This window comes from Bernardetia sp. MNP-M8, from assembly GCF_037126285.1.
Taxonomy (GTDB): domain Bacteria; phylum Bacteroidota; class Bacteroidia; order Cytophagales; family Bernardetiaceae; genus Bernardetia.
The window spans coordinates 4,674,241-4,687,335 of record NZ_CP147012.1; the positions used below are offsets into that span (position 1 = coordinate 4,674,241).

The 13,095-nt window shown below is 31.1% G+C and carries 7 protein-coding genes and 1 tRNA gene; 3 read left to right on the top strand and 5 right to left on the bottom strand.

From position 1 onward, the window contains the following. Positions 1-25: 25 nt before the first annotated feature. Together V9L04_RS18915 and V9L04_RS18920 are read left to right on the top strand one after the other, a co-directional pair. Positions 26-514, top strand: a complete 489-nt coding sequence (locus V9L04_RS18915) for a hypothetical protein (RefSeq protein ID WP_338791487.1) — start codon at positions 26-28, stop codon at positions 512-514. A 12-nt stretch (positions 515-526) separates the two neighbouring features. Next, positions 527-1,582 carry a hypothetical protein gene (locus V9L04_RS18920; protein ID WP_338791488.1) on the top strand — a complete coding sequence of 352 codons (1,056 nt, stop codon included), beginning with the start codon at positions 527-529 and terminating at the stop codon, positions 1,580-1,582. Positions 1,583-1,665: 83 nt separating this feature from the next. Here V9L04_RS18920 and V9L04_RS18925 read toward each other — a convergent pair whose 3' ends face one another. The 4 genes from V9L04_RS18925 to V9L04_RS18940 all read right to left on the bottom strand — a co-directional run bounded on the left by V9L04_RS18925 (position 1,666) and on the right by V9L04_RS18940 (position 8,716). Continuing rightward, positions 1,666-4,524 carry a T9SS type A sorting domain-containing protein gene (locus V9L04_RS18925; protein ID WP_338791489.1) on the bottom strand — a complete coding sequence of 953 codons (2,859 nt, stop codon included), beginning with the start codon at positions 4,522-4,524 and terminating at the stop codon, positions 1,666-1,668. Positions 4,525-4,724: 200 nt separating this feature from the next. Further along, positions 4,725-5,657 carry a GYDIA family GHMP kinase gene (locus tag V9L04_RS18930; protein ID WP_338791490.1) on the bottom strand — a complete coding sequence of 311 codons (933 nt, stop codon included), beginning with the start codon at positions 5,655-5,657 and terminating at the stop codon, positions 4,725-4,727. Between the two features lie 120 nt (positions 5,658-5,777). Beyond that, on the bottom strand, positions 5,778-7,109 hold the full coding sequence (locus tag V9L04_RS18935) for a hydroxymethylglutaryl-CoA reductase (RefSeq protein ID WP_338791491.1): 1,332 nt from the start codon (positions 7,107-7,109) through the stop codon (positions 5,778-5,780). 428 nt (positions 7,110-7,537) lie between these two features. After that, positions 7,538-8,716, bottom strand: coding sequence for an acyl-CoA desaturase (locus V9L04_RS18940; protein ID WP_338791492.1), 1,179 nt, complete (start codon positions 8,714-8,716; stop codon positions 7,538-7,540). A gap of 754 nt (positions 8,717-9,470) precedes the next feature. On the opposite strand from V9L04_RS18940, the gene V9L04_RS18945 reads away from it, so the two are divergent. Further along, a tRNA-Pro gene (locus V9L04_RS18945) sits at positions 9,471-9,545 on the top strand. Positions 9,546-9,637: 92 nt separating this feature from the next. Here the strand turns inward: V9L04_RS18945 and V9L04_RS18950 are convergent. Then, complete coding sequence (locus V9L04_RS18950; protein ID WP_338791493.1) at positions 9,638-12,985, bottom strand: PAS domain S-box protein; 3,348 nt, start codon at positions 12,983-12,985, stop codon at positions 9,638-9,640. Positions 12,986-13,095 lie beyond the last annotated feature (110 nt).

Consider the following 13,095-nt stretch of genomic DNA (forward strand, 5'->3'; position numbering starts at 1 on the left):
GAAAAATTTTGTAAGAAACTCAATTATGGCTTTTTTTTATCTCGTTTCAAAATCTTTTGTCAGAGGACTGAGAGGAGATTCAACCCATTTTCTTGTTTTTGATACAACATATAATACTGGAATTATTTCAGAAACATCATTAGTAGCTGAACATATCACAGAAATTTTGCCCAATATATTTCATCGTGGTACAACAGACTTAAATAAAAATTATGCTACTTATAAAAATGATTCTTTGAAATTGGTAGCGTATGCAATAGTTGGAGCATCAGTAGAAATAGTAATTACGAAAGATAATGTAGAAAGTACAGCAAAAGTATCTGATTGCACATATAATCATAGTTATAAACCTCTAAAAAGTAAAATTATAATCAATTCAAAAACACTAGATTTTTCAGATAGCTTAGACGTTTATTTTGATATGAGTTTTGTCTATGCAGAAGAAAATGGGAAATATATTGATACAATGGTCGTTAAAGGAACAACGAGAATGGGTAAAAGAAATCACAACTAAACTTCTAAGATTATGAAAAAAATACTGTTTCTTATTGTGGCTTTGGCTTCTATGCTGACATGTCTGTTTTATGCTTTTGATAACTCATTGTTTCAAAAAAAAGAAATTGAAGAAGAAAAAATAGAAGAACCAAAACATCAGCTTATTTATGATGCTGATTATGATTTTAGTGAGCCTTTGGTAGTGGAATTTATGAAAGGAGAGTTAGAAGGAAAAGATACAATAGTAAATAGTTCTTTTATATGTAATTTATGGAAAGATTCTTTGTTTATTTCTATTGGTCAAGGTTTTATGACAGGTATTAATATTGATTTTAAGATGGCACAAGATTCCGTTTTAAGCAGGGCATACATGTACAGTTGTACCTATTCCCATGATTATCAAAACATATACAGTAGGGTTGTAGCAGAGAAAAAAAACTGGAAAGTAGGAGATAGTTTGAATATCTTTATGGATTTGATTTTTACTTGCTATGAAGAAGACAGGGATTTTAGAGATACAGTAAACCTAAAAGGCTCTCTAAAAATGAAAATAAGAGCGAACAATGATATAAGTGTAAAGTGGAGAGAACAACATGTATATGATTTCTTTCAACTCGTTAAAAATAGACCTGATACAGTAACAAATATCAGTTTGCGTGGCTTAGAATTAGATACAATACCAAATGAATTGAAGTTATTCAAAAATTTAAAGAAATTAGATTTACAAGGAAATTCTATTTCGGTAGAAGAATTGTATAAAATTAGAGGGTTGAAAAAATTGAAAGAGTTAAGAATCTCTGGAGAATATTTAGAGACCTTTCCTAATGTTTTAATACAACTAACAGAACTTAAATCACTTATGATAGATGATATTAAGTTTTCTACTCTACCTTCAAAATTTAAAAGATTACAAAAATTAGAAGAGCTTTGGATAAGAAGTAATAAACTAACTAAATTTCCTAAAGCATTCTCTCAAATGCCTAATTTGAAAAAACTCTATATGTGGACGACTGAGATCAAAGACTGTAAAAGCAAAATCAAAGAATTAAAGCAATTAGAAGATTATGATTTTATGTACAAAGATTAATTTATTTTTCTAACTAAAAAACTCCATTCTTTCAAAAAAAAATTGAAAGAATGAAGTTTTACTTGTAGTTCTAAATAAAGTGATTATTTTACTATAAATCGTTTTGTAATTATTCCTTTGTTTGTCATAAAACGAATAAAATACAGACCTTTATTAAATTTACTTATATCAATAGTATTTTGCTCTGATAAATTGCCATCTTTAATAGTTACTCCCAAGGTATTAACAATAGAGTATTTGTTTAATGAGATTTCAGAAGATTTTATTTCTATAAAATCAGAAGCTGGATTAGGAAATAACTCTATTGAATAAGAAAATAGATTATTCTCTTCTGAAGAGAGTATTTTATGACGAGTTGTAATAGGATATATAGCATGAGAAGCAGAGCTAAACGTATTTATTATTTCTTGTAGTTGCCAAGTGCCATCTTTGAGTTGAATCCATGCTGTAGCTTGATTTAAGTCTTCATTTGATTTACCATAAGGAATTGCATATTTCAAATCAGTAGCATATTTTATATCAACAACAATAAAAAAATCAGAAGGAAGAGGTATAGCTTTTTTCCATTTGAACCTTATGAACCCTTGATTTTCAATTGCCTTTTCGATGTAATCAAAAGGCACAGACATCGAATCAATTATTTGATAAGGCTTTTTGTCTATACTATCAACAGACATCAAATATACGGGCAGTGTTCTCTCCCAATTACCATAACTAGGAACACGTAAATAAGATAATTTGACTTCTACTCCTTGCAAATAATCATCTTCTTCATTGCTTATAAAATACTCTCCTTTTGCCTTATACTTTTGCTGTCCATCTTCATATTCTTGATCTCTCTCTTTTGCATAAAGCTGTGTATATGTATTCTTTCTTATAGAGTAATTTTCCAAAACTTTAATATAATTTGGCTTCGAAAGACTATCAGTTCCTGATATATTGCTTGTTTTCAAGGAAACATCATATTCTCCTTTTTGGGAATAAGTAGCTGTAGGATTTGCTATTGAATCAGTGCTGGTACTAGCTCCTGCAAATGTCCAGTCATATGTTTCTGGGTCAGCTTCAGAAATATCAAAGAACGTAACTTCCTCATATTGATATGCCAAATCAAAACTGGCAACAAAATTAGTTTTTGGTTTAGTATGAAATATTGGATTGACTACATAAGAAGTAGCAAACTCAAGCCCTCCAGACGAAATAGGAGCTGACAATGGAATCCACGAACCGTCTAGTTTTCTTTCCCAAGCTCTGTTTTGAGCTATATTACATCTTGCAGACATATAAATAGAATTGCTATTGGCATTTATACTTATATAAAATTGTCTAGGAACTCGCAAAGGCTCATCAAAAATAAAAATATCATCATTATTGAGAATAAACAAACTACTAAACTCACTTGCTTCCATTTCAAACGATTTAATTACGCTACTGGGGGAAGAGTTTGTACCATCAGCATTAAGGATAGAAATTACAACAGGAGTTCTGTCATAGCTATTAATAGAAAAGCCAGATAGCTTGACTTCAATGCCTTTTAAAAGAGAAGACTCTTGGTCTGTACTGACAAATTCTGCTTTTGGAAGTAAATTTCTAGTATTAGGAATTCTGAATAGATTTTCATTTCCGTTTTCTTTCTCAATAAATACAGGTTCACTCTCAACAACACATCCTCTTCCATCTATAACTAGTGTCTTTAACCACTGAACTTTCTCCTCACTAGAGCTATATGTTAAGTAAGATCCACCTATCATAGTTTTTTTGCTCTTATAAACTTTCATTACCTCCCAATCAGTTGATTCATTTGGTAAGTCTGTTTTTGAATTTGTTGTTGTCTTGTACCAAGTCATGCTACTATTCACAACGCCTCCATCATTACTAGAAGAAAGGTAGATTTCAAGGTTAGGACAATAAGAGTCAGAATTTATATAGATTCTGTTTTTAAGTTCAGAGATATTAAATTTTATAGGCACTTCATACGTATCACCTGTACTTGAAGTCATTTTCATAAGGTACTTCTTATTGGGAGTACATATTGGATTAAAATTCAAACTGTACCAACTTGTTCCGATACTTTGTCTTAATGTTGTTTTTCCAACTTGACAGCCATCTTCCAAAAAAACAGTTACATCTAAATCTTTATTTCTATATCTTTCTTCTAAACGAAAATTAAAAACTCCACTCTCATCAGTAGAAATATAATATCTTCCACGACCAGGTTTTATATAAACATAAGTACGACCCTGACTAAGATCAAGTCCTAAATTTTCAATAGGATAAGAAGGCATACAGACATCTCTAATAACTAAATGTATTGTGGAAACAGTAGCACAGGTTTTGTTTTCGTTCCATACTGTTAGTTCATATATTCCTGCATCTGCTTCTTGTAATGAAGCTTTGGAAAATATTTTTTCTGTACTGATTATACTTGGAGATGCTATAGTATCAAGTAATTTATTTTGTATTTTTCTCCACTCGTAGGTATATTCTGCTTTATCAACAGACAAAATTGGAAATAAATTTACGTTATCTCCTCTATAAAGCATACATTTGTCTGAGCCTATTCCCAAAACAACAGCAGCAGAACGCACATTTATTGGAACTTCTACTCCTTCACTTCTATTTCCATTAGATATAGCTACTGCATATATTTTTGTTGTACCGACAGGTAATGGAATTTTATTATCTAAAATCAAATCAGCACCATCTTTTGATGTGGCAAACGGTGAGTGCGATCGTATATCTGAATATATATACCATTCAATACTAGATCCAAAAGTAGGTGAACTAGCTGAAACAACAATTGGACTACCTTCACAATATACATCTGAATAAGTTGCTATTGGAGGACGAGTTTGCCCAAATGATAAAGAAAGGAATAAAAATAAGAATAAAAATGTAAGTAAGAATATGTGTACTTTACTATGTTGGAGTAATTTTGAATTCATCTTATAAGTTTGATTATAATTGTAATAAGACTACAAAATTACATTTTATATTTTGATATTGAAAGTAATAAAATTCAATAAAAAAATACTTATGCTCATTTAAAAGTATTTTCGAAACCCTAAGAACATTGGAGTCCTTAGGGTTAAATACAAATCTGTTTTACAAACTGTTTCCGAAATTCAATTATGAAGTAATATAACTATCCCTTCACCATTTCATCATAAGTAAGAAAAGTATCCATTCCTTTTTCTAAGAAATAGGCTTGTGTTTCTTCTTTTGATTTTTGGCTTGTAACCAAAACAAAATCTCCTCCCCACGCACCGAGAGATTTTACTTCGCCCCAGTAATCAGAAAAATAAGTTTGTTTTACTCTTTCCATTGCCATATTATTAGCAATAATTTCTTCGTGCTTGGCAATTAGCTTTTCAAATTCTTCTAGTTTTGTGGCTGTTACGATTTTGTGTGTAATACCTGAAAGTTCTTTTACTAATTTGTCTTTCTTACTTTTTATATTTTTGAGTTTTTCGTAATACGAAATTCCTTCTGCCGAATTTTGTTTTTTACCTAAATAGACAAAATAAATTTGATTTTTGAAAGGAGGATTAAAATCAACTGGAATAGTACGTGGAATTCCGTCGTGTCTTTCGTACAAAATAGGCGTTTCAGATTCGGCACAAGCCACATCGTAACCCGAACCTCCCATAGTTTTGGCAAGTAAATCAAAAGCATTTATTCCTGCCCATTTTGCAATGGTATGAATAAGCGTTGAGCTACTTCCCAATCCCCAAAGACGAGGAAATTCTAAAAAAGTTTCTACTAAAACAGATTCTTTTCCTACTAAAAAATTCTTTGAAATTTTGCGTGTCGTTTGCAAAATTTTCTGTAAAACCATTGATTTTTGAGAAACATATCCTTCTAAGGCTTCAAAAGTTTCGATATCAAAACGAGCCTCAAACCAAATTTGCCCATTACTATCATAACTTTTCCAATGCAACACACGATGTTCTGAAGGAGCATAAGTCACTTGTAATAACTGTCCTTTTTGGGTAGGAACGGCAAGTGCAATCGCACCATCAAGCACATAATACTCCCCACTGAGGAGCAGTTTTCCATTTCCGTGAAAACGATTCATAAATTAAAAAGGGATTTTGGAAGAGTAAAAAAGTTGTTCAATTTTATTGAAATATTTTGTGTGTTGTTTATCTGATTGAACCCTAAAAATCTAATAAATAAGACTTTTAGGGTTTTTATTTTAGACATGTGTTCTTACAGTTGCCAAAAATTCTCTTACAGCATTAAAAGAAACTGTATTGTTTTTGAAATACTCAACTGCTTGTTTTACTTCTTTTTCTGTTGCTTCAAAGTTACGCAAGATATTCAAAAGGTGCATTTTCATGTGTCCTTTCTGAATTCCTGTTGTTGTAAGTGATTTTATTGCACCAAAGTTTTGAGCCAAGCCCAAAGTTGAAATAATTTGCATGAGTTTTGGTGCTGAGGGATTACCAAGCATTTCTAATGAGCGTTTTGAAAGTGGATGAAGTGAAGTAAGTCCTCCGACAGTTCCGACAGCAATCGGCATCTCTAACCAAAACTTAAAAACGCCATTTTCTATACTACAATCCGACAAACTTCTATACTGTCCAGAACGAGAAGCATACGTATGTCCACAGGCTTCGACAGCTCTAAAATCGTTTCCAGTTGCCAAAACTACGGCATCAATACCATTAAAAATTCCTTTATTATGTGTTGTGGCACGATAAACATCATTTTTAGCTATTTCAATTGCTTTATGAAACTTAAAAGCAAATGTGTTTGGATCTAATCCATCAATGAGTCCATCAGCTCCTCCCAATTTTTCAATTGGACATTCTACCCATGTTTTGACCAAACATTCAGGGGTATAATTAGAAAGAATACACATAATTATTGTAGCGTCTCTTTCTGCGTCGGTAAACATTTCTTTTGAAGCAACCCAGTTTTGAAGCGTTTTGGCAAATTGTTCTAAACAAGAATTAATGAAATTTGCGCCCATCGAATCACAAGTATCAAAAGTAGCCTTGATTTGATAGTAATTATCATCCAAATGACGCATATCCAAAAGCTCAATATCCAAAATCCCTCCTCCACGCTGGCGCATGTTTTTGGTAATATCGGCTGTATCTTTTAGCATTTGTTCTTTGGCCTCATCAAAAACGCAATACATTTTATTGTAATCGCCTTTCCAAAGAAAATGAACTTGTCCTATTTTTTTTGTAGAAATAATTTCAGAGTGAAACCCTCCTCTTGATTGCCAAAACTTGGCTGCCTTTGAAGCTGCTGCCACTACCGAACTCTCCTCAATCGTCATTGGAACAGCAAACGTTTCACCATTCAAAATAACATTTGGAACTACACCAAAAGGCATGTAGTAATTGGTTAGTGTATTTTCGCTAAATTCATCAAAAACTTTTTGCTGGTGTGGGTCGTTGTGCCAAAAACTACTAAATTGGTCTAGTAATTCATCAGATGACTGCCCTAACTGTTCTGCAATCCATTTAATTTTTTCTTCTTTGGAGAGTTTTGAAAAACCTGAAATTAATTCCATACTTGTTTTTTTATTAAAATAAAGCTGTCTTTATGAGCTTAGAAAATCAAATTATCAAGGTAAAGACAGTCAATTAAGTAGTAAGAAATATTTGCAATAAATTCAAAATACTGCTTACTAACTTAAATAGAAAAGATATGTTTTGACAAATTTACTACTAATATCCTTAATTTAAGGAATTTGCCATAAATAAAACGTTTACATTATCTTATACTTTCAAAACTTTCAAAAAGTTTTGAAAATTTGAAAATAATCCATAAAAAAAGGGACTTGATTTATCAAATCCCTCTATTTTTTCTTGAAATTTCATTTCTGCTGTTTTTGCTAAGCTAAAATGCTAAAAAGGCAGATTTATATTTTTATAAAAAATTGATAATAAGTTGTTTGTATTCATTTACCATTTACAACTAATAATTTATCATTTCTATTTAGTGCATTATAGGTCTTTCTTCTCTACCCATTTTCTTTAAGAAACGAACATGAGAAGCTACTGCTGTTGGGAAATCTGCTGTCAAATAAGGATGTCCGTATTCTGCTGCTGTTTGCTTTACAATCTTTGAAAGAGCAGGATAATGAATGCTACATATATTTGGAAACAAATGGTGTTCTACTTGTTGATTAAGTCCACCTGTAATAAATGCCATAAACTCACTTTTTTCTGAAAAATTAGCAGTTGTGTAAAGTTGATGAACTGCCCAAGAATTCTCCATATTTCCTTCTTCATTAGGTAAAAAGAAATGTGCTTCTTCTACAACATGAGCCAACATAAAAATAACTGCTAAGAAAAAACCACTTACTGCGTGCATCAATAAAAATCCCAAAACTGTATTTACCCAACCGTGAGGCAACATAATAAGAGGAATAATAATAAAAAGAGTGTAATTGATAAATTTATAGAAGAATAATAAAAAATATTCTTTCTTAGGATGTTTTGCTCCTGTATAATTTCCAACTTCATTAGCAAAAAACTTCTTATAATCTTTCATTAAAACCCAAGAAAGTGTACTTAAGCAGTATAAGGCAAACGAATAAATGTGTTGGTAACGATGAATAGACCATAAAGGAGCTTCAGAAGAAAGACGAACTATCGGAACAGGCGCAATGTCTTCGTCATGTCCGTCTATATTTGTATAAGTGTGGTGAGCCTGATTGTGCATTCTATTCCACATATAAGCACTAGCACCATTGAAATTAAAAGTGTGAGAAAGCAAATCATTTACCCACTTGTGTTTTGAATACGCTCCATGAATAGCGTCGTGTGCAATATTTACAGAAACCATAGCAATAGAAAAACCAAGAATTGCCCAAAGCAAGTAATTGATTTCTACACTAAATCCACCAAAAATAAGCATACAATACGAACCAATCCAAAGTGTAGCATGAAAAAGGCTTTTCAAGACCATTTTTGTATTGGCATTACGTGAAATATTATTGTCTTTAAAATAACTGTTTACTCTCATGTTGAGTGTCTTAGAAAAATCTCTTTGTTCTTGATTGTCGAAGCGAGGTGGTTTTTTTGTTGCGAGAGGTTTTTCTTTAAATGTATTTTTTGACTGTCTGTTATCAGCTGTTTTTTGAATAGCTTTTTCAGTTATTAGGTTTTCCATAAATAGGGAGATGAGGATTATCTGTAAGGTGAGTTTGTATTAATTGTTTTACAAGCTGTTTATCCTAATTGTTATATTGAGAAGAGTGTAATTTTTATTTGGTCTAAATTAATTATATAAAGTACACAAATTTAGCCTTAAATTGAAAAACAAATTATGATTTTAGTCATATTCTATAAATTTATACAAAAAAAAGGTATTTTAAGTTTATTTTCAAAATAAATTGAAAGTTAATTTAGATTTTTTGAATTTAGGATTTATTAATTAGACGCAAAAGATAGTTTCTACCACTACTTGACATGTTCGAATTAGCTGTTTTTTTTAAATTTAGAAAAATTTATATCTAAAAAATCAAAGAAAAAGTAGCATTTTTATCTCTTTTATTCAATGCCGTTGTTAGTGTTTTAATGAAGCGACACCAACAAATACACTCAAACCTATTCTTAAATAATTTCTTTGTTGTTTTTTATAGATTTATTTGCTTTTTAATATTTAAGTACCTACCTTTGTATTCCCATTTTAAGGAGTGCCAAAAGGAGTCTTTTGCATTTTTATAGAGATTAGAGATTAACAAATAAAAAATAATTCAGCTTATTTTTATAGATTTATTTGCTTTTAGATTTTAAAACACTTACCTTTGGATTTCTATTTTTTAGACACCTCATTATAATATGAGATAATATAAAAAGAGTAGAATGAAACTCATTTGAAGTAGACAATAAGTTACATAATTTAACTTGTAATACATATAAATCGGGATGTAGCGTAGTCCGGTCATCGCGCCACTTTTGGGAAGTGGAGGTCGCAGGTTCGAATCCTGCTATCCCGACAAATACATATACATAAAAAATTGTTAGTCATAAAATTAATTTTATCTTGAATAATATTACTTTTATCTAACAATTTTTTTTTGTTTTAATTTTATAAATCAATGGAAGGTAATCGCACTGTAAAAATAGAACCTGCATATTCTTCACTTTCCAATCTAATTGTTCCTTGTAGTTTTTTGATAGCATTATGAACAATATATAAACCAAGTCCACTTCCTTTTGCTTGATCGCTGGCACGAATAAACATATCAAAAATAGTGGATTGATACTTTTCTGGAATTCCAATTCCATTATCCAAAAATTCCATTTCAATTCCTTTTGCTGTATCTTTTACTGTAATCTGTACTAATGAATTATCGAAAGATCGTTTTGAATATTTGATGCCATTTTCTACAAAATTCTGGATGATAGTATAAAGTAGACTCTCATCAGTATAAAATTCTTTTTTACAATTTACATGTATTCTAAAATCAATATTTTGATAATTTTCATAAAAAGAAAAAGTGGATGTAATGCTGTGGATAAGTTGTTCAAAATCAATGGCTTTTACATTCAATTTTCCTTGTTTGATAGAAGAAACTTTAGTTAGATCTTTAATCAGTTCACTTAATTTTTTGACAGATGTCTCTATCATATTTGTATATTGTTGAACAGTTGGATCTTGCTTTTTCTCTATTCTAAAAAGATTTAGAACGCCCTCTACTGAGCTTATAGGACCTTTTAAGTCATGAGAAGCACGATAAAGTAGTTGTTCCATTTCCTTATTGACTGAAACAATTTCATTTTGAGCAATTTTAAGGGAATTTACATCTGCAACAGCCAAAATAGTTCCTAAAGATTCTATATCTGCTTTTATTGGGTTACTACTTATCCAAGCCCACAGACTATCTCCTGATTTCCTACGCAATTGAAGTTCATACTGCTCTGGTTTTATTTTTATACGATTTTGAATTGCAATATGTGATTCTTCATCTATCTCTTTTGAGAAAAGAAGTTTGTCAATTGTTTTTCCTACAAGTTCTCCCTGTACATGACCTAAAAGCTCCAAAACTCGTTCGTTTACATATACTATTTCATCTTTACTATTTAAGACAATAATCCCCTCACGCATTGTATCGATGAGAGTTCTGTATTTTTGTTCACTTTGTTTTATTTTTCTTTCCGAACGTTTACGCTCACTAATATCACGCATCACCACAGCAATAGAAGTAGCTTCATGGGTTTCATTGAGTTTAATGGGAAAGAAAGAAACGGCAACATCTAAGGGCATGTATTTTCGTCTGTTAATAATTCGGAGTTCGGTTTCCCAAGACTCATGTCTAGGAAACTGAAATACTTCCATTCGGACTTTTTCCTGTGAGGAACGAGTAAAATAATCTAAAATGCTTTTTCCTATTGCTTTATCTTCTTGTTGATTTTTTATAATAGCTTTATCTTCAATCCCTAAAAGATTTTTGCCAGCTTCATTTATAAATTTTATAATTCCGTCTTTGTCAGTCAGACCAATAAACTCATGGCTACTTCCAATAAGAGAAATAAGTCTTTGATTTTCTTCTTTTGCAATTTTTTCATGAGTTATATCTCTAGCTACTCCTAAAAAACCAATTAAATTACCAAGATTATCTACCTGTGGATTAATGCGTTCTTCAAGCCATAAATATTTTTTTTCTGTATGATGCAAAATCCTGAAAATACGTGAAACTTTGGTTTGTCTTAAAATTGCTTGTTGCATAGTTTCTAAGACTTTTCTTCTGTCTTCTGGATGTATAACACGCATCCAAGGAATAAAACCTTTATCAAAAAAATCAAGGGGATAGTTGAGAACAGATTGTAAGTGTTCACTCACAAAAGTAAGTTGATAAGTACCTGTATTTGGATTTATTCCAACAGCATACACAATCTCATCAATATTATTGAGTAATTGTTTGTATTCTTGCTTATTCTTTACAACAGCTTCTTCATTTCGTTTTTGCTCTGTAATATTTCTTACAATCATGAGTACCTCACCTTGTGTACTAAGGTTCATGCGAGCTTCCAAATGAAGTAACTCATTGTTATTTGTTAGATGATTATACTGTATTGATTGTGGTTTTTGTGTCAATAAAGTTTTTTGAATTGTCTGTTCAACTTTATCAGAAACCATCAATAAAAATACATCTCCTATTTTTTTGTCAATAGGATTTTCAAGTTTGTAATAATCTTGTTGATCAGCTTTATAGTCTAGAATAGTTCCATCTTCGGCAAGTAAAAACATTTGGTCTGGAATGGTATCTAATAAGGCTTTATTTTTAGATTCACTCTGACTAAGTTGTTCTTGATTTTGTTTTGCTTTTGTAATATCTGATGCAATGAGAGCAAATCCAGTAACTTCATCATCGGTTACCATAGGAGCAATTCTTATACTAAGCCATGTAGTGCGAGATTTGGTAACATAATTGTAAAAAAGGCTCTCAAAACGTCCTATATCTTTGCTTTCAAAAACATATTTGAATATTTCTCTCAATTTTTCTCTTTCATTGGTCGTAATGAGGTCATAGACATTTCTGCCCATCATTTCTGAAATTGAGGTTTGGTTCGGAGTACGATTGATATATTGAATGTTGCCATCCAAATCTACATGTAAGACATAATCTGGTGCGAACTTAATAAGTGAACGCCATTTATCTTCATTCTGACGGCTTTTTGTAATATCTGCAAATTGAAGTAAAAAATGTTTCTTATCAGCAATTTGCATCATCTGAACAGCCATTTTGACCCAAAAGAATTTACCTTTTTCTTTCCTTCTCATTTTTATCTCAAAAGTTCTTACTATTCCTCTTCTACGTGTACGGCTACGAATTTGAGATAAATCAATATTACTGATAAGGATATTAATAGAGTTGTTTAAAATCTTTTCTTTATCATATTTAAAAGATTTTAAAAAAGGCTCATTTGCTACTTGTATTTTATTATCAATTGCTGAAAAAATAAGAGTAGGGGAAGGCAATAACTCAGCACATTTGTAAATCAAAGCATCGTTAGTAGAGTCAGAGCTAGAATCAATGGCTTTTTCATGAGGTTGTCCTAAATTAATTTGTGTTAGCATTCCTGCTGTTCCTACCAATTTATTTCCTTCTTTTAGAGCTGTAATTTGAAGACGATAAAAATGATTATTATAATTAACAATAGAATAAAAATCATCTCCTAAAAGAACATCTGCATGAGATTGAGCCGAAAAAATCCATTGGTTGTCTTTTTCTTCTAACTCCCAAACAGTTTTTTGAATAATTTGGGAAGTATCTATCTCAAATTCGTTTAGCAAAGCACCAATAATGTTTTCTACTACAAGTTCAGCATTAGTTTGCCAAACTAGCACAGGCAAATGAGCCAGCCAAGCAGTTTGACTAGTATTTGATGTGTTTGGGTTTGTTGAAAGTGGATTGAATTCTGGTCTTTCCATGTTTAAAGAGTGCCTGTTCTACTAAAATTCTAAATTCTATCTAAAATTTTTTACTCTAATACCGTGTAACATAAATTACTTTGCATTTCTTTGTATGTAAAACTGGGTTA